17 protein-coding genes are annotated in these 17636 nt (G+C 66.6%); 9 read left to right on the top strand and 8 right to left on the bottom strand.

Translation table 11 applies throughout. The features are described from left to right. Positions 1-118: 118 nt before the first annotated feature. Positions 119-799: a YceH family protein gene (locus tag IAE24_RS11270; protein WP_043783684.1), complete on the bottom strand. Its 681-nt coding sequence runs from the start codon at positions 797-799 to the stop codon at positions 119-121. A 98-nt stretch (positions 800-897) separates the two neighbouring features. On the opposite strand from IAE24_RS11270, the gene purN reads away from it, so the two are divergent. Further along, positions 898-1476: a phosphoribosylglycinamide formyltransferase gene (gene purN / locus IAE24_RS11265; RefSeq protein WP_012207170.1), complete on the top strand. Its 579-nt coding sequence runs from the start codon at positions 898-900 to the stop codon at positions 1474-1476. A 7-nt stretch (positions 1477-1483) separates the two neighbouring features. Here the strand turns inward: purN and IAE24_RS11260 are convergent, their stop codons facing one another. Continuing rightward, positions 1484-1756 carry a DUF1653 domain-containing protein gene (locus IAE24_RS11260; RefSeq protein ID WP_199960307.1) on the bottom strand — a complete coding sequence of 91 codons (273 nt, stop codon included), beginning with the start codon at positions 1754-1756 and terminating at the stop codon, positions 1484-1486. 92 nt (positions 1757-1848) lie between these two features. Between IAE24_RS11260 and IAE24_RS11255 the strand changes: the two genes are divergently transcribed. Further along, the gene (locus IAE24_RS11255; RefSeq protein ID WP_043825048.1) at positions 1849-3177 is read left to right on the top strand and encodes an RsmB/NOP family class I SAM-dependent RNA methyltransferase; all 1329 of its coding nucleotides are present in this window, start codon (positions 1849-1851) and stop codon (positions 3175-3177) included. A gap of 115 nt (positions 3178-3292) precedes the next feature. After that, on the top strand, positions 3293-4516 hold the full coding sequence (locus IAE24_RS11250; RefSeq protein WP_043825050.1) for a DesA family fatty acid desaturase: 1224 nt from the start codon (positions 3293-3295) through the stop codon (positions 4514-4516). On the opposite strand, the gene IAE24_RS11245 is transcribed toward IAE24_RS11250, so the two are convergent. Continuing rightward, a complete protein-coding gene (locus IAE24_RS11245; RefSeq protein WP_199960306.1) occupies positions 4491-4859 on the bottom strand; it encodes a hypothetical protein in 369 nt (122 codons plus the stop codon). The genes IAE24_RS11250 and IAE24_RS11245 overlap by 26 nt on opposite strands. Before the next feature lie 212 nt (positions 4860-5071). On the opposite strand from IAE24_RS11245, the gene IAE24_RS11240 reads away from it, so the two are divergent. Then, the gene (locus IAE24_RS11240) at positions 5072-6556 is read left to right on the top strand and encodes an aminotransferase-like domain-containing protein (protein WP_198819671.1); all 1485 of its coding nucleotides are present in this window, start codon (positions 5072-5074) and stop codon (positions 6554-6556) included. Positions 6557-6654: 98 nt separating this feature from the next. Here IAE24_RS11240 and rpmG read toward each other — a convergent pair whose 3' ends face one another. The 3 genes from rpmG to trxB all read right to left on the bottom strand — a co-directional run bounded on the left by rpmG (position 6655) and on the right by trxB (position 8300). Beyond that, a complete protein-coding gene (gene rpmG / locus IAE24_RS11235; RefSeq protein ID WP_012207164.1) occupies positions 6655-6825 on the bottom strand; it encodes a 50S ribosomal protein L33 in 171 nt (56 codons plus the stop codon). A gap of 20 nt (positions 6826-6845) precedes the next feature. Further along, on the bottom strand, positions 6846-7079 hold the full coding sequence (gene rpmB / locus IAE24_RS11230) for a 50S ribosomal protein L28 (RefSeq protein ID WP_012207163.1): 234 nt from the start codon (positions 7077-7079) through the stop codon (positions 6846-6848). Between the two features lie 267 nt (positions 7080-7346). After that, on the bottom strand, positions 7347-8300 hold the full coding sequence (gene trxB / locus IAE24_RS11225; protein ID WP_034396780.1) for a thioredoxin-disulfide reductase: 954 nt from the start codon (positions 8298-8300) through the stop codon (positions 7347-7349). A 261-nt stretch (positions 8301-8561) separates the two neighbouring features. On the opposite strand from trxB, the gene IAE24_RS11220 reads away from it, so the two are divergent. The 3 genes from IAE24_RS11220 (at position 8562) to IAE24_RS11210 (ending at position 13286) form a co-directional block, all read left to right on the top strand. After that, entirely contained in the window at positions 8562-10925 is a 2364-nt protein-coding gene (locus IAE24_RS11220) for a DNA translocase FtsK (protein WP_043795743.1), read from the top strand. Positions 10926-10955: 30 nt separating this feature from the next. Beyond that, complete coding sequence (gene lolA, locus IAE24_RS11215; protein ID WP_013800917.1) at positions 10956-11591, top strand: outer membrane lipoprotein chaperone LolA; 636 nt, start codon at positions 10956-10958, stop codon at positions 11589-11591. Between the two features lie 168 nt (positions 11592-11759). Then, on the top strand, positions 11760-13286 hold the full coding sequence (locus tag IAE24_RS11210; protein ID WP_199960305.1) for a methyl-accepting chemotaxis protein: 1527 nt from the start codon (positions 11760-11762) through the stop codon (positions 13284-13286). On the opposite strand, the gene brnQ is transcribed toward IAE24_RS11210, so the two are convergent. After that, positions 13273-14586 carry a branched-chain amino acid transport system II carrier protein gene (brnQ, locus tag IAE24_RS11205; RefSeq protein WP_013800919.1) on the bottom strand — a complete coding sequence of 438 codons (1314 nt, stop codon included), beginning with the start codon at positions 14584-14586 and terminating at the stop codon, positions 13273-13275. The two genes, IAE24_RS11210 and brnQ, sit on opposite strands and share 14 nt — an antisense overlap. A 442-nt stretch (positions 14587-15028) precedes the next feature. Here brnQ and IAE24_RS11200 point away from each other — a divergent pair, with 442 nt between their 5' ends. Further along, complete coding sequence (locus IAE24_RS11200; RefSeq protein ID WP_012207157.1) at positions 15029-16333, top strand: replication-associated recombination protein A; 1305 nt, start codon at positions 15029-15031, stop codon at positions 16331-16333. A gap of 32 nt (positions 16334-16365) precedes the next feature. Here IAE24_RS11200 and IAE24_RS11195 read toward each other — a convergent pair whose 3' ends face one another. Continuing rightward, a complete protein-coding gene (locus IAE24_RS11195; protein ID WP_198819674.1) occupies positions 16366-16815 on the bottom strand; it encodes a winged helix-turn-helix transcriptional regulator in 450 nt (149 codons plus the stop codon). Between the two features lie 90 nt (positions 16816-16905). Between IAE24_RS11195 and IAE24_RS11190 the strand changes: the two genes are divergently transcribed. Continuing rightward, positions 16906-17634, top strand: a complete 729-nt coding sequence (locus IAE24_RS11190; RefSeq protein WP_034396773.1) for an SDR family oxidoreductase — start codon at positions 16906-16908, stop codon at positions 17632-17634. Positions 17635-17636 lie beyond the last annotated feature (2 nt).

Genomic DNA, 17636 nt, shown 5'->3' with positions numbered 1-17636 from the left:
CGCACGTTCTTTTTTGGACTGTCCAGGGCGTGACAACCTATGGCAATCCCTGATGCAACAAGCCCCGGGCGGCGGGGCCGTCCGGGGCTTGATGTTGGGGCAGCCTGAGCGCAGGCGATCAGCTGGATTGGCCGGGCTCCTCCAGCCCCAACTGTGCATAGACATGCGCAAGACGTGCCTGCAATTGCTGTACCTGGGCTTCGAGATCGACCACGCGCTGGGCCAGGGCATCGCCGCGTGCGCCTGCTGCAGCGGGGGGCTGGGCCATGGCGTTCACGTCCACGGGGCCGCACAGCAGATGGGCCCAGCGCTGCTCGCGTGCGCCAGGCGCGCGTGGCAGCAGCACGACCAGCGGGCCGCCTTTTTCCTCGCTGCGTTCGCGCAGCTCTTCCAGGAAGGCTTCGACCGATGAGATGTCGGCGAAGCGGTGCCAGCGCTCGGAGTTGATGCGCAGCTCGCCCGCCGTCTGCGGGCCGCGCAGCATCAGCAGGGACAGCAGCACGGCACTCTGGTCGGGCACCCCCACGCCGCGCGGGAAGTTGTGCTCCCAGCGCGTGGCGCGCGCGCTGCTGATCTGTACGGACATGGTGCGCAGGCGCAGGCTGTCCAGCGCTTCCTGGGCCTCGCCTTCGCTGACTTCCATCACCGGATCACGGCTGCTTTTCTGGTTGCAGCCCGTGACCAGCGCGTTGAGCGTGAGCGGGTAGCTGTCGGGCACGGTGCGCGCCTTCTCCATCAGGGTGGCCAGCACGCGGGCTTCGACAGCGGTCAGGGGGGTGGTGCGGGGATCGAATGGCATGGGTGTCTGGACGGAAGAGGTGACAAGGCCCGGCAGGGCCATGGGCCTTGCCGGGGCTGGCGCAGGCCGCGCGGCCTGCGGTGCGACAATCGCCGCCCATGAAAAATATCGTGATCCTGATCTCGGGCGGCGGCTCGAACATGGCTGCCATTGTGCGTGCTTCGCAGCAACAGGACTGGGCGCGGCGTTACGGCGCCCGCGTGGCCGCCGTGGTCAGCAACAAGGCCGAGGCCTCGGGCCTTGTTTTCGCGCGCGAGCAAGGCATTGCCACCGAGGTGCTGGACCACCGCCCGTTTCCCAGCCGCGAGGCGTTTGATGCCGAGCTGGCCCAGGTGATCGACCGCCACGCGCCCTCGCTGATCGTGCTGGCCGGCTTCATGCGCATCCTCACGCCGGGCTTCGTGGCGCATTACGAGGGGCGCATGATCAACATCCACCCCTCGCTGTTGCCCGCCTTCACGGGTCTGCACACGCACCAGCGGGCGATCGATGCAGGCTGCCGCTTTGCAGGCTGCACCGTGCACCGCGTTACGGCCGAGCTGGATGTGGGCCCCATCCTGGAGCAGGCCGTGGTGCCCGTGCTGCCCGGCGACACGGCCCAGGCGCTGGCCGCGCGCGTGCTGGTGCAGGAGCACCTCATCTACCCGCGCGCCGTGGCGCAGTTAATGCGGGGCTAGGGTCTGCTCACAGGCCCTCGCTCTGAAAGGCCTGCTGCTCCGGCTCGGGGCAGCGTGCAAAGCGGGGCTGCTCCACGCCGTCGATGACCACGGTTTCATTGAACATGGCGGCAGGCCGCACCCACAGGCCGCGCTCGCCATAGAGCGCGCGATACAGCGTCATGGACTCGCGCGTCTCGCTGTGGCGCACGGTGGCGAGCACTTCGTAGAGGGCGCCCTTATAGTGGCGGTACAGGCCCGGGGGAGTGTGGATCAGGGGAGGCAGGTCGTCGTCGGTCATGGGGCGCCATGGTAGCTGCGCCAGCCCGGCGTTGCTGCGGGTTCCGACCTGTGGCCCTCTCGGATTTGCAAGGCGGTGGGACAATTGCGCCCATGCATCCCAAACAGCTTCTCGACGCCTGCGCCGAACTGGTCAAGCGCACCCTGACTTTCGAACACCCGGCCGACGCCGTGGTGTCACGCTTTTTCCGTGAAAACCGCAACCTGGGCCCGCGCGAGCGTGCCGCGCTGGCCGAAACCGCCTACACCGTGCTGCGCAAGAAGCTGCTTTTTGAGAGCCTGGCACGTTCTGGCAGCGGCTCGCGCGAGCGCAGGCTGGCCATCCTGGGCTTTGCCCATAGCCAGGAAGCCCTGGCCCGCGTGGCCGGCAAGTCCGAGCAGGGCGTCAAGGAGGCGCTCGGCTTTGCGCGCGCAGCGCTGTCCCCCCAGGAACTGCAATGGCTGGACGCCTGCGATGCCGTGCGCCCCGATGAGCTGATGGAGCCGCACCGCCACAACCTGCCCGAGTGGCTGGTCGCGCCGCTCAAGCAGCAGCTGGGTGAAGATTTCTGGGCCTTTGCCCAGAGCATGGAGCAGGCCGCACCGCTGGATCTGCGCGTCAATGCGCTGAACGCCAAGCGTGCCGATGTGCAAAAGGAACTGGCCGATGCCGGCATCGCCGCCGAAGCCACGCCGTACTCGCCCTGGGGCCTGCGCGTGCAGGGCAAGCCTGCGCTGGCCCGGCTGGACGCCTTCACGCGCGGCGCCATCGAGGTGCAGGATGAAGGCTCCCAGCTGCTGGCGCTGATGCTGGACGCCAAGCGCGGCGAAATGGTGGTCGATTTCTGCGCCGGCGCAGGCGGCAAGACCCTGGCCATTGGCGCGTCCATGCGCAGCACGGGGCGCCTGTACGCCTTCGATGTGTCCGGCCACCGGCTCGAAGCCCTGAAGCCACGCTTGGCGCGCTCGGGCCTGTCGAATGTGCACCCTGCGGCCATCGCCCATGAGCGCGACGACCGCGTCAAGCGCCTGGCCGGCAAGATCGACCGCGTGCTGGTCGATGCGCCCTGCTCGGGCCTGGGCACGCTGCGCCGCAATCCCGACCTCAAGTGGCGCCAGTCGGCCAAGGCCATCGAGGAGCTCACGCAAAAGCAGGCGGCCATCCTGGCCAGTGCAGCGCGTCTGGTCAAGCCGGGTGGGCGCCTGGTCTATGCCACCTGTTCGGTCCTGCCCCAGGAAAACGAAGCCATCGCCGAAGCCTTTGCAGCGGAGCACTCTGACTTCGTGGCCATGGATGCCGGCGAACTGCTGGCCCAGCTCAAGGTGGAGCAGGGCGATGCGCTGTGCAGCGGCGGCGAGACCGGTACGCAGTACCTGCGCCTGTGGCCGCAGCGCCATGAGACGGATGGCTTTTTTGCCGCCGTTTGGACCCGGAAGCCGTAACTTGCAGACGCAATAAGCTGTAAATCGCAGGAGATTGCCGAATGCCTTTGTAGGCGCATCGCCTAAAATTGAGGCATCGGTGCCACTGGGCGCCGCCTTGCCAAAGGCTTCGGTTATGTCGCTGGATTTCGGATCGGTTTGGAACCTCGCCGTGGATTGGATGGCCCATGGCCTGTGGCAGCTGTCGTGGTGGCAGCTGCTGCTATATGCCCTGGTCACCACCCACATCACCATTGCGGGCGTCACCATCTTCCTGCACCGCTGCCAGGCCCACCGCTCGCTGGACCTGGGGCCGGTTCCTTCGCACTTCTTCCGTTTCTGGCTGTGGCTGGGCACGGGCATGGTCACCAGGGAGTGGGTGGCCATCCACCGCAAGCACCATGCCAAGTGCGAAACCGAGGACGACCCCCACAGCCCGCAGACACGCGGCCTGGACACCGTGATGCGCCAGGGTGCGGAGCTGTACCGCGAAGAGGCGGCGAACGCCGAGACACTCAGGAAGTTCGGCCACGGCACGCCCGACGACTGGATCGAGCGTCATCTCTACAGCCGGCATTCGATCTGGGGCCCTTCGCTGATGCTGATCATCAACGTGTTGCTGTTCGGCGCCATCGGACTGACGATCTGGGCCGTGCAGATGGCCTGGATTCCGTTCTGGGCTGCCGGCGTGGTCAACGGCCTGGGCCATTTCTGGGGCTACCGCAACTTCGAGGCCCAGGATGCCAGCACCAACCTCGTGCCCTGGGGCCTGATCATTGGCGGCGAGGAACTGCACAACAACCACCATACCTACCCGACCTCGGCGAAGTTCTCGGTCAAGCGCTATGAGTTCGACGTGGGCTGGGTCTACATCAGCGCCATGCAGAAGCTGGGCTGGGCCAAGGTCAAGAAGACGGCGCCGCGGCTGGTCATGGGCGCCGTCAAGCCCGTGGCCGACGAAAAGACGCTGGAGGCCGTGATCGCCAACCGCTATGAGGTCATGGCCCGCTATGCGCGCGGCGTGCGCGCCGCCGTGCAGATCGAGCTCGATGCGCTCAAGCAGCGCAAGGCCCGGCAGGCCGACCTGTCCCTGCTCAAGACGGCGCGCCGCTGGCTGCACCGCGATGCCGACAAGGTGCCCGCCCAGGCGCAAGGGCAACTGGCCCAGGCGCGCGCAGCCCACCCCGTGCTCGACCAGATGCTGGTCATGCGCGAGGAGCTGCGCCAGCTGTGGCTGAACACCTCGCTGTCGCGCGAGCAACTGACGGCCCATCTGCAGGCCTGGTGCCATCGCGCCGAGGCCAGCGGCATTGCCGCGCTCAAGGAGTTCTCGGTCAAGCTGCGCGCTGCCCACGCCTGAGGCCACGAAGCCAGCCGGCAACCGACCATGCCCTGGGCCGCATCCCCTCTTCGGAGGCGATGCGGCTTTTTGCTGTGGGGCTCTGCCGCAGTTCCAGGCTTGCCATGGCCTGGGACAAGGAGCGGACCCGTATCTGCAGATCGGCGCCCGCACGCCAGCCCTGGCCCGGGTGCAGCCTGAGGGCCGGCGCGGGCACCCCATCCGCCCAGGCCTGTTGCGGGGCGGTGATTTCCAGCGGGCCGTGGCGGCAGAACAGTTCACTGCCCTCCAGCACATGCAGGTGAAGATCGTTGCCGGGGGCAAGATGGCGCAGTTCGAAGGAGCGGGTGTCGGCGTTGTGCATGGTCTGTGTCCTGTGATTCCAGGCCCTCAAGCGTAGGCAGGCGGCCTTCATCGGCACAGGCACAGCCCGCGGCTTGTTGCATCGCAGCAGTGCAGATGTCGGTGGATCTGTTCTGCTTTGTGGTCGATGGATCTGTATCTGTTGCGTAACAGCGCCTTGCGGCAAGATCGCGGGCAAGTCCTCTCGTCCCCGATTCGTTCTCCATCTGTTCCATGACCCTTGCAAGCGCCTCTCCGACCTTGTACCGCCGCCTGGCGGCCGACTACAGCCTGGCCATGGAACTGGGCACGCTCAAGGCGGGCGAGCGCATGCCTTCCGTGCGCGAGCTGATGCGCCGCCATGAGGTCAGCCTGTCCACGGCGCTGCAGACGCTGCGGCATCTGGAGGACCTGGGCCAGCTCGAGGCCCGCCCGCGCGTGGGCTACTTTGTGCGCGATGCCCGGCCTGCAGGCCTGGCCCCGGCCAGCGAGCCCGACCTGAGTCAGCCGGTGCAACCGCTGCCGCAGCCGCACTTCGCAGGTATCAATGAACACATTTCCCTGATGCTGGAGCGCGGCCGCCAGGCCGACGTGCGCGTGGACCTGGGCGGTGCCACGCCGCCGCCCGAACTGTTCGATCGCGGCTATCTGAACCAGGCCGCCGCCCGGCTGCTGCGCGAGCAGCCCGACCTGTTGGTGCTGGGGCGCTCCATGATGGGCAGCCACCCTGATTTCCAGCGCGCCATGGCGCGGCGCGCGCTGGCGGCGGGCATCCATGTCGCACCGGCCGATGTGCTGGCGACCACGGGCAATTCCGAGGCCGTGAGCCTGGCGCTGGCCGCCGTGGCCTCGCCCGGCGACATGGTGGCCGTGGAGTCGCCGACCTACTACGGCCTGCTGCAGGTGGTGGAGTCCTTGCAGATGCAGGCGCTGGAGATTCCCTGCAGCCCGCGCACCGGCCTGTCCATCGAGGCGCTGGAGCTGGCCCTGCAGACCCAGCCGCGCCTGAAGGCCGTGGTGGTCGTGCCCGAGCTGCAGATGCCGCTGGGTACGCGCATTCCCGATGAGCACAAGGCCAGGCTGGTCGATCTGTGCGGCGCCCACGGCGTGGCATTGATCGAGGACGACTCCTATGGACTGTTCGTGGAAAGCAGCCAGCCCGTGCGCCCCATCAAGGCCTGGGATCGCCTGCCGGGCCATGTCATCTATTGCGAGGCCTTCAACAAGAGCATGGCGCCGGGCCTGCGCCAGGGCTGGATGAACGCCGGCCAGTGGCATGGCCGGGTGCAGATGCTCAAGTTCGCGCGCAGCCGGGGTACCCAGACCCTGGCCCAGTTGCTGGCGGCCGCCTGCGTGGGCTCGCCCGCACACCTACGCAATCTGCAGCGCCTCAAGCAGCAGTTGCGGCGCCAGCGTGAAGGCATGGCACAGCTGGTGGCGCGGTTTTTCCCGCTGGGCACGCGGCTGAGCCTGCCGCCCGGCGGACTCAGCCTGTGGCTGGAGTTTCCGGCTGGCGTGTCCACGTCCGCGCTGTTCACGCAGGCGCTGGCGCGCGGCATCCGCACGGCGCCGGGCAGCATGTTCTCGAACTCGGGGCGCTACGAGCACTGCATGCGCCTGGGCTGCACCCTGCCGGTGGATGCCGTGATCGAGCAGGCCTGCCGCGAGCTGGGTGCCATGGCCTGTGCGCAGCTGGGTCAGCCGGCGCGCAGTGGGTGACAGGCGAAAAACAGACGCAAAGCGGGCACAAAGCGGACGCAAAAAAACCGCCGGGCTTGCGCCGGGCGGTTTTTTGTCGGTACCGGGAACAGGCTGAATTACTTCAGCTTGATTTCCTTGTACGTGACGTGCTTGCGAGCCTTGGGATCAAACTTCATGATCGCCATCTTCTCGGGCATTGTCTTCTTGTTCTTGGTCGTGGTGTAGAAGTGGCCGGTTCCTGCAGTGGATTCCAGCTTGATCTTTTCGCGTCCGCCTTTAGCAGCCATGGTGTTTCTCCTTGAGGGATTTAGGCTTGGCCACGGGCACGCAGGTCTGCGAGCACGGAGTCGATACCGTTCTTGTCGATCAGGCGCAGAGCAGCGCTGGAAACGCGCAGGCGCACCCAACGGTTTTCGCTCTCAACCCAGAAACGGCGGTATTGCAGGTTGGGCAGGAAACGACGCTTGGTCTTGTTGTTGGCGTGGGAAACGTTGTTTCCCACCATGGGCTTCTTGCCCGTTACTTCACATACGCGTGCCATCAGGACACTCCGATAGTTGTACAGCCGCCGACGCTGATGCCCTGCATTTGCTGCATGGCTTGCCGGCAACCTCACCTCGCCATAAAGGGTGGCGGTAACCCCATGCTGAAAGTGTCCTGGCCATGCAAGCAAGGCGCGCTTCAAATTCAGCAAAGCCACGGATTATAGCGTCTCCATGAGAAAAGCCCCTGGGCCAGCCAAACACGGCTGCAGCCAGGGGCTTTTGCCGCCCTGCGGGAGAGCAGGGCGGGCGGGGTGGCGTCCTGCTTATTCCTGTTCGAGGAAGCGCTGGGCGTCCAGCGCGGCCATGCAGCCCGTGCCGGCGCTGGTGATGGCCTGGCGGTAGACATGGTCCTGCACGTCGCCGGCTGCGAACACGCCGGGCACGCTGGTCTGCGTGGCAAAGCCCTTGAGGCCGCCCTGGGTGATGATGTAGCCGGTCTCGTCCATCTCCAGGTGGCCCTTGAAGATCTCGGTGTTGGGCGCATGGCCGATGGCGATGAAGCAGCCCTGCAGCTGGATGTCCTCGGCATGGCCGTCCTGGGTGCTCTTGATGCGGATGCCGGTCACGCCGGACTGGTCGCCCAGCACCTCTTCGAGCACGAAGTGGGTCTTGAGCTCGATCTTGCCAGCCCGGACCTTGTCCATGAGCTTGTCCACGAGGATGGGCTCGGCCTTGAACTTGTCGCGGCGGTGCACCAGGGTGACCTTGCTGGCGATGTTGGACAGGTACAGGGCTTCCTCGACGGCCGTGTTGCCGCCGCCGACCACGCACACGGGCTGCTCACGGTAGAAGAAGCCGTCGCAGGTGGCGCAGCCGGAGACGCCGCGGCCCATGAAGGCCTCTTCGGAGGGCAGGCCCAGGTACTTGGCCGAGGCGCCGGTGGCGATGATCAGGCTGTCGCAGGTATAGGTGCCGGAGTCGCCGGTCAGCGTGAAGGGGCGCTTGGAGAAATCGACGCTGTGGATGTGGTCGAACACCACCTGGGTCTTGAAGCGCTCTGCGTGCTCCAGAAAACGCTGCATCAGCTCGGGGCCCTGCACGCCGTTCACGTCTGCAGGCCAGTTGTCCACCTCGGTCGTCGTCATCAGCTGGCCGCCCTGGGCCATGCCGGTCACCAGCAGCGGGTTGAGGTTGGCGCGCGCGGCATAGATGGCGGCCGTGTAGCCGGCAGGGCCGGAGCCGAGGATCAGGACTTTGGCGTGTTGGGTAGAAGACATGGATGCAGTTCTTGAAAAAGGCGCACGCCGGCAGTCGGCGTGCAGAAAAAAAGATACATCGGGAACAGCTGTGGAGTATCGCTCCGCAGTCAGGTTCCCGTTGCCATATGGATCAATGGCCCGGATTGTCAAAAATGATCGACGTGGCGCCGTCATGCGGCGGTGTCATGCTCTGTTGCAAGTGCTTGCATTACGCTTGCGGGTCGCCCTGGCTGTTTTTGCGGCCAGTCCGAGGGGGCTGGGGTAAGCTCCCGCCTGCGTATGACTTACTCATTGAACGCTCTGAACGCTTCCACATCCGCCAAGGGCAAATCCAGGTCTGCGGCGCGCCCCGGCATGGTGGCGCGCTTCGGCCACGAAATGCTGCTGCTGGCGGGGCTGCTGGCCCTGGTGTTCTGGCTTGCCTCCATGCTCAGCTACTCGCCCCAGGATCCAGCGTGGTCCACCTCCGGGGCGGGACACGCACGCCTGGTCGCCAACTGGATGGGCCGCGTCGGAGCCTGGCTGGCCGACGCCTGCTATTTCGGTTTCGGCATGTCGGTCTGGTGGCTGGTGCTGGCCTCGCTGCAGACCTGGCTGTCTTCCTTTGCGCGCTGGCTGCGCGGTGGCGTGCCGCGCGACGGTGTGCCACTGCCGCCCCTGTGGCGCCGGCGCCTGCGCTTTTGGGGCGGGCTGCTGCTGCTGCTGGGTGCGAGCTGCGCACTGGAGTGGACGCGCCTGTACCGCTTCGAGAGCGTGCTGCCCGGCCCGGCCGGCGGCGTCTTCGGTTACATGCTGGGGTACCACAGCCTGCAGTGGCTGGGCTTCATGGGCTCGGGCCTGATCGGCATCTGCGTGGCCGTGATCGGCCTGGCCATGGTGTTCCGCTTTTCCTGGGGTCATCTGGCCGAATCCATGGGCGCACGCCTGGACGGCTGGGTGCTCTTTCTTTTTGCGCGCCGTGAAAAGGCCCGGGACGAAGCCGCAGGCCGCCGCGCTGCGCGCGAGCGCGAGGAAGTGGTGCAGGAAGAGCGCACGGAAAGCGCCGTGCAGCACCCGCAGCCCGTGCAGATCATCGAACCCGTGCTCCAGGAGGCTGCGATACCCAGCGTGCGCGTGGTCAAGGAGCGCCAGAAGCCCCTGTTCTCCGAACTGCCCGACAGCAAGCTGCCCCAGGTGGATCTGCTCGATGCGGCGCAGCAGCGCCAGGAAAGCGTCTCGCCCGAAACGCTGGAGATGACCAGCCGGCTGATCGAAAAGCGCCTCAAGGACTTTGGTGTCGATGTGCATGTGGTCGCCGCCATGCCCGGCCCCGTGATCACGCGCTACGAGATCGAGCCGGCCACGGGCGTCAAGGGCTCGCAGATCGTGAACCTGGCCAAGGATCTGGCGCGCTCGCTGTCCCTGGTGTCCATCCGCGTGATCGAGACGATTCCCGGCAAGAATTTCATGGCGCTGGAGCTGCCCAATGCCAAGCGCCAGTCCATCCGCCTGTCCGAGGTGCTGGGCTCGCAGGTCTACCACGACGCCAAGAGCATGCTGACCATGGGCCTGGGCAAGGACATCGTGGGCAATCCGGTCGTGGCCGATCTGGCCAAGATGCCGCACGTGCTGGTTGCCGGCACCACGGGTTCGGGCAAGTCGGTGGGGATCAACGCCATGATCCTGTCGCTGCTGTACAAGGCCGAGGCCCGCGATGTGCGCCTGCTGATGATCGACCCCAAGATGCTGGAAATGTCGGTCTACGAAGGCATTCCGCACCTGCTGTGCCCCGTGGTCACCGACATGAAGCAGGCCGCCAATGGCCTGAACTGGTGCGTGGCCGAGATGGAGCGCCGCTACAAGCTCATGAGCAAGCTGGGCGTGCGCAATCTGGCGGGCTACAACACCAAGATCGACGAGGCCAAGGCGCGCGAGGAATCCATTCCCAACCCCTTCAGCCTCACGCCCGAGGAGCCCGAGCCGCTGCAGCGCCTGCCGCACATCGTCATCGTCATCGACGAGCTGGCCGACCTGATGATGGTGGTCGGCAAGAAGATCGAGGAGCTGATCGCGCGCCTGGCCCAGAAGGCCCGCGCGGCCGGCATCCACCTGATCCTGGCCACCCAGCGCCCCAGCGTGGACGTGATCACCGGCCTGATCAAGGCCAACATCCCCACGCGCATCGCCTTCCAGGTCAGCAGCAAGATCGACAGCCGCACCGTGCTTGACCAGATGGGCGCCGAATCCCTGCTGGGCATGGGCGACATGCTCTACATGGCCAGCGGCACGGGCCTGCCCGTGCGCGTGCACGGCGCCTTCGTGTCGGACGAGGAAGTGCACCGCGTGGTGGGCTACCTCAAGGAGCAGGGCGAGGCCGACTACATCGAAGGCGTGCTCGAAGGCGGCACGGCCGAGGGCGACAGCGAGTTCGGCTCGGAGTCCGGCGACGGCGGCAACGGCGAGAAGGACCCCATGTACGACCAGGCCGTGGAAGTGGTACTCAAGGACCGCAAGGCCAGCATCTCGTATGTGCAGCGCAAGCTCAGGATTGGTTACAACCGCTCGGCGCGCCTGCTGGAAGATATGGAAAAGGCGGGCCTCGTCAGCGGTCTCACGGCCAGCGGGCAGCGCGAAGTGCTGGTGCCCGCGCGCGCCGGGGAATGAGTCCGCTTCCCCCGCAATCATGGAGAAAGAATGAAACGTCTGTTGACTGCAGTTGTGATCGCGGCAAGCGCGACGGCCTCGTGGGCCGATGGCCTCAAGAGCCTGGAAGCCTTCATGAAGAATTCCCAGGCCGGCCGCGCCGAATTCACCCAGGCCGTCACGGCCCCGTCCAAGGATGGCCAGCCGCCGCGCACCAAGAACTCCAGCGGCCAGTTCGAATTCCAGCGTCCCGGCAAGTTCAGGTTCGTCTACACCAAGCCGTTCGAGCAGACCATCGTCGCCGACGGCAAGACGCTGTGGCTCTATGACGCCGACCTCAACCAGGTCACGCAGCGCCCCCAGGCCCAGGCCCTGGGCAGCACGCCGGCCGCCATCCTGGCGTCGGCCAACGATCTCAAGGCGTTGAGTGCCGACTTCGATCTGCAATCCGCGCCCGAGCAGGATGGCCTGCAATGGGTCCAGGCCAGCCCCAAGGACAAGAACGGCCAGCTCAAGAGCGTGCGCGTGGGCTTTGCGGCCGATGGCCAGCTTTCGGCGCTGGACATCCTGGACAGCTTTGGCCAGCGTTCGCTGATCCGCTTCAGCCAGCTGCAGACCCAGGCGTCCTTGCCAGCCTCCACTTTCGAGTTCAAGGTGCCAGCGGGCGCCGACGTGCTCAAGCAGTAAGCCGCGCTGCCGCGCGGGCAACCATCCAGGCCGGTCACAGGCTGCAGTGCGCAGTTTGTGAGGTTTTGTAATGGTTTTGCCTAATATCGTCGAGACAATGGCGGCCTGCGGCCAGCGATTGTTTCGACGTCCCTCCGAGGACATGCTGGCCGGCTCTCGCATGCCTTTATGAACCTCAGTCGCAAGTTGCCGCTCGCCATTGCCATGGCGCTGCTATTCACCCTCGCTGCCGGATTCTTCGGACTCTGGTCGGCCCATCGATCCCTAGGCGTCTTTCACGGCGATGTCCAGCGCCACATGGCGGCGGAACGCCTTGCCGCCGAGGTGGAAGGCCACTTCAAAACCCAGGTCCAGGAATGGAAGAACGTGCTGCTGCGCGGCTCGGACAACGCGCTGCGCGAGCAGCACTGGAAGGGCTTTCTGGCCGGTGAGCGCGCCGTGCAGGACAAGACTGCAGCCTTGCTGGCCCTGGTGGACGATGCCTCCCTGCGCGAGATCGCCCAGGGCTTTGTGGCGCAGCACCGCAAGATGGCCGAAGGCTACCGCGTGGGGCTGGACAAATTCGAGGCCACGGGCTTCGACCCCTCGGTGGGCGACATGGCCGTGCGCGGCGTGGACCGCGAGCCGGCCGAGCTGCTTTCCCAGCTCAAGGCCGGCATAGCGGCGCAGAGCAAGGCGGTGGCCGACGATGCCTACAGCAGCGGCAAGCACGCCACTGAGCTGAGCCTGGTGCTGATGCTGGTGGCGGCCGTGGCCGGCGTGGCCATTGGCTGGCTCATCACCCGTGCCGTGGTGGCACCGCTGCGCAGCGCGGTCCAGCTGGCCGAGAAGGTGGCCCAGGGCCATCTGACCAATGCCATAGCGAGCGGCGGGCCAGACGAACTGGGCCAGCTGCTGCGGGCGCTGGGCGCCATGCAGGAGCAGTTGCGCAGCATCGTCGTGGAAGTGCGCGGCAATGCGGAGCAGGTGGCATCCGCCAGCTCGCAGATCGCGGCGGGCAACAGCGACCTGGCCCAGCGCACCGAGCAGCAGGCATCGGCCCTGCAGATGACGGCTTCGTCCATGGACCAGCTCGACTCCACCGTGCGCGGCAATGCCGATCACGCAGAGAAGGCCAACCTGCTGGCTTCGTCCGCCAGCGACATCGCCACGCGCGGTGGCGATGCCATCTCTGCCGTCGTGGGCACCATGCGCAGCATCCAGGATGCGTCCGAGCGCGTGGTCAGCATCATCGAGGTGATCGACGGCATTGCGTTCCAGACCAATATTCTTGCGCTCAATGCGGCCGTGGAGGCCGCACGGGCCGGCGAACAGGGCCGGGGCTTTGCCGTGGTCGCCGCCGAGGTCCGCACGCTGGCACAGCGCAGCTCGGGCGCGGCGCGGGAAATCCGTGACCTGATCCAGGCCAACGCCCAGCGCGTGGCCCTGGGGGCCGAGGAGGTGGACAGCGCGGGTGCGACCATGGCCTCGGTGCAGGAGGTGATTGCCAAGGTCTCGCGCATGATCGGCGCCATCAGCCACTCCAGCGGCGAACAGAGCGCTGGCGTGAGCCACGTCAACAGCGCCATCGTCCGCATCGAGGAGGGGACCCAGCAGAACGCCGCGCTGGTGGAGCAGACCAGTTCGGCCGCCGAGAGCCTGCGCAAGCAGGCCCATCAGCTGGTCGAACTCATGGCGCGTTTCAGGACGGCCTGAACGCGGTGGCCGGGGCCGGGCGCAGCCGGTCGTGGAGCGCCGCCAGCACCAGGGTGGCTGCCACGGGCAGGGCCCAGCCCATGCCGTTGCCCGGCAGGCTGTTCAGGAAGGCCGGCAGCCAGTCCTGCCAGCCGGCCGCCTTGGCGGCATCGACAAGACCGAACACCAGCGCCACGGCCAGCACCGGCGCGAACACGCGCTGGGCATTGCGCCACAGGCCTGACAGCAGGCTCAACACCACCAGGGCGATGGCCAGCGGATAAATGCCCACCAGCACGGGGCCGGACAGGGCGATCAGCTGGGCCAGGCCCTGGTTGGACACCAGGATGCACGCCAGCCCAATGGCCACCACCACCGCGCGGTAGGGCAGGCGCAGCATCTCGCTGAAGTAGGCGCCACAGGCGCTGACCAGGCCCACGGCCGTGGTCAGGCAGGCCAGGGAAATCACCACGGCCAGCAGCAGGCTGCCGATGGGGCCGAAGGTGTGATCCACGTAGCGCGTGAGGATGAGCACGCCGGTCTGCGCCTGCGGGGCGATGGACTGGCTGGTGGCGCCCAGATGGATCAGCGACAGATACACCAGGCCCAGGCCCACGGCCGCGATCACGCCCGCGATGATGGCGTAGCGCGTCTGCAGCCCGGTGTGGGAGATGCCCCGGTCCCGGATGGCGTTGACGATGACGATGCCGAAGGCCAGGGCGCCCAGCGCGTCCATGGTCTGGTAGCCCTCCAGAAACCCTTCGGTCAGGGGCGCGACCAGGTAGTCGCCGCTGGCGCTGGTGGCAGCACCGGCCGGCAAGAGCACGGCGGCGGCACCCAGCACCACCAGGGCCAGGATCAGCACGGGCGTGATCAGCTTGCCGATGGTGTCGATCAGCTTGCCGGGGAACAGGGACAGGCCCATGACCAGCACAAAGTACACCGCCGAGTAGATGAACAGCGCAGTGCTGCTGTGGCCCACGAAGGGCGCAAAGCCCATCTCGAACGACACGGTGGCCGTGCGCGGCGTGGCAAACAGCGGGCCGAGGATGAGATAGATCAGCAGGCCCAGCACCATGCCGGCCTTGCGGCCCACGGGCGAGGTCAGCGCATCGAGCCCGCCGCCCACGCGCGCCAGCGCCACCACGGTGAGCAACGGCAGGCCCACGCCCGTGAGCAGAAAGCCCGTGGCCGCAGCGGCCGCGTGCTCGCCGGCTCCCTGGCCGACCATGGGCGGAAAGATGATGTTGCCCGCGCCGAGGAACAGCGCAAAGGTCATGAAGCCTAGGGCGATAAGGTCCCGGGTCTTGAGTGTTTGCATGGATGCAGAAATGAAAAGGTCCCGCCTTGCCGCATGGCAGGCAGTTCCGGAAACGGTGGGAGGCGCGGAGCGATGGGGCAGCAATGGCGCAGGCCCGATGGCCGCGCATGCAGCGCGGCCGGCTCCGCAAAGGGCAGCATTTTAGGGCGGCGGCCCGAAGCGGGTGAAAAATGTCAGTGATTGCTCTTGATGAGATGCATGCAAACCATTCATGTCATGTGAGTGACATGCCTGCAGGCGATGGCCAGGATCCCAGCTGGCGATCCATGGCTTCATCCCCCGCGGCCAGGTACAGGCATCAGGGGCTGGCGCACCCGCTGCCGCTATGGCGTGGACAATGGCGTCATGGTTTTGCAACTGCATCTGTTCCCCTCGGCAGCGAATCCGGCACATGGGCTGCCGAGCGCCTTCTGCGCGGCGCTGCCTGCGACGGAGCTGGCCCATGGCTGATCTGTTCACCCAGGAGCCCTCCGCACCACTGGCCGAAGCCCTGCGGCCCAAGACCCTGGACGAGGTCGTGGGCCAGTCACACCTGCTGGGCGAGGGCAAGCCGCTGCGCCTGGCCTTCCAGTCAGGCAAGCCGCATTCCATGATCTTCTGGGGGCCGCCCGGCGTGGGCAAGACCACGCTGGCCCGGCTCACGGCCACGGCCTTCAAGTGCGAGTTCATTGCGCTGTCTGCGGTGTTCTCCGGGGTCAAGGACATCCGCGCGGCCATGGAGCAGGCGCAGCAGAACCTGGCCATGGGCCGGCACACCATCCTCTTCGTGGACGAGATCCACCGCTTCAACAAGTCCCAGCAGGATGCGCTGCTGCCCTATGCGGAAAGCGGGCTGGTCACCTTCATCGGCGCCACCACGGAAAACCCTTCCTTCGAGGTGAACTCGGCCCTGCTGTCGCGCGCGCAGGTCTATGTGCTGCAATCCCTGACCGACGATGAACTCAGGCAACTGCTGCTGCGGGCGCAGGAAAAGGCCCTGGGCGGCCTGGAGTTCGACGACTTGGCGCGGGACACCATCGTCGGCTATGCCGATGGTGATGCCCGGCGGTTCCTGAACCTGCTGGAGCAATGCCAGACGGCGGCCGGCGCTGCGGGCGTCACGCGGATCGATGCCGAGTTCGTGCAGAACGCGCTGACCTTGAATGCCAGGCGCTTCGACAAGGGCGGCGACAACTTCTACGACCAGATCTCGGCCCTGCACAAGTCCGTGCGCGGCTCCCATCCCGATGCGGCGCTGTACTGGCTCACGCGCATGCTCGATGGCGGCGCCGATGCGCGCTACCTGTCGCGGCGCATCGTGCGCATGGCCTGGGAGGATATCGGCCTGGCCGATCCGCGCGCCATGCAGATCGCCAACGACGCAGCCCTGACCTATGAGCGCCTGGGCAGCCCCGAAGGCGAGCTGGCGCTGGGCCAGGCCGTCATCTACCTGGCCATGGCCGCCAAGAGCAACGCCGGCTACAACGCCTACAACAAGGCCCGGGCCTTCGTGAAGCAGGACAGGAGCCGCGAGGTGCCCGTGCACCTGCGCAACGCGCCCACCAAGCTCATGAAGGAGCTGGGCTACGGCCATGAATACCGCTACGCGCACGATGAGCCCAACGCCTACGCGGCCGGCGAGACCTATCTGCCCGAAGGCATTGCGGAGCCGGGCTGGTACCAGCCCGTGCCCCGGGGCCTGGAGATCAAGATCGGCGAGAAGCTGGCCGTGCTGCGCAAGTGGGACGAAGAGGCTGGCGGCGCATAGCCGAAGCCGCTGAGGGCAGGCCGGTGCCGGGGCTAGGCGCCCGGGCCGGGCTCCACCGCCACGTCGCGCGCGTGCAGGGGGGCGTGGCACTCCGAGCAGACGACCAGGGGGTCGAACGTGTGGCCGCACACCGTATGCCGGTGCAGCACGGGCCGGCCTTCCTCGCCGGACATGTGTACATCACCCCAGTGCACGATGGCCATGACCACCGGATGCAGGTCCAGTCCCTTGGGCGTGAGGCGGTACTCGTGCCGTACCGGCGCCTCCTGGTAGGCCACCTTCTTGAGCACGCCTGCCTCGACCAGCCTGGCCAGCCTGTCCGACAGCATGGGGCGTGAAATGCCCAGGCGTCCCAGGAATTCATCAAAACGGCGTACGCCCAGAAAGCAGTCGCGCAGCACCAGCAGTGTCCAGCGGTCGCCGATGACCGAGACCGTGCGTGCGATGGAGCAGCGCTCCTCTTCCAGTTCGTTCCATTTCATTGGGCAGTTCCCCGCTTGACGGGTTCTGATTTTAAACCTACCGTGCATTGGGTTCAAAAAATGAACTGACCAATCATCCACGGAGATCCCATGACCGACAAGAAAGCCATTCTCGTGATCGGCGCTGGCGACGCCACGGGCGGCGCCATCGCCCGGCGTTTTGCGCGCGAAGGCTATATCGCCTGCGTCACGCGCCGCGATGCGGACAAGCTCCAGCCCCTGGTCGAACAGATCCGCGCCGCCGGTGGCCAGGCCCATGGTTTTGGCAGCGACGCGCGCAAGGAAGAGGAAATGGTGGCCCTGGTGCAGAAGATCGAGGCCGAGATCGCTCCCATCGAGGTCGCCGTCTTCAACATCGGCGCCAACGTGCGCTTCGGCATCACCGAGACCACGGCGCGCGTCTACTTCAAGGTCTGGGAGATGGCCTGCTTCGCCGGCTTCCTGATGGGGCGGGAGGCGGCCAGGGTGATGCTGCCGCGCGGCCGGGGCACCATCATCTTCACGGGCGCCACCGCCAGCCTGCGCGGGCGTGAGGGCTTTGCGGCGTTTGCCGGTGCCAAGCACGGCCTGCGTGCGCTGGCCCAGAGCATGGCGCGCGAGCTCTGGCCCAAGGGCATCCATGTGGCCCACCCCGTGATCGACGGCGCCATCGACACGGAGTTCATCCGGACCAACTTTCCCGAGCGCTATGCCCTCAAGCAGCAGGACGGCATTCTCAATCCCGACCACATCGCCGACCTCTACTGGCAACTGCACCAGCAGCCGCGCGATGCCTGGACGCATGAAACCGAAATCCGCCCCTGGATGGAGTCCTGGTAGGC

Source organism: Delftia sp. S65 (genome assembly GCF_016516495.1).
Lineage (GTDB): Bacteria > Pseudomonadota > Gammaproteobacteria > Burkholderiales > Burkholderiaceae_C > Comamonas > Comamonas acidovorans.
Note: the sequence above shows the minus strand (reverse complement) of the source record. Positions and strands in the feature narration are given on the sequence as shown.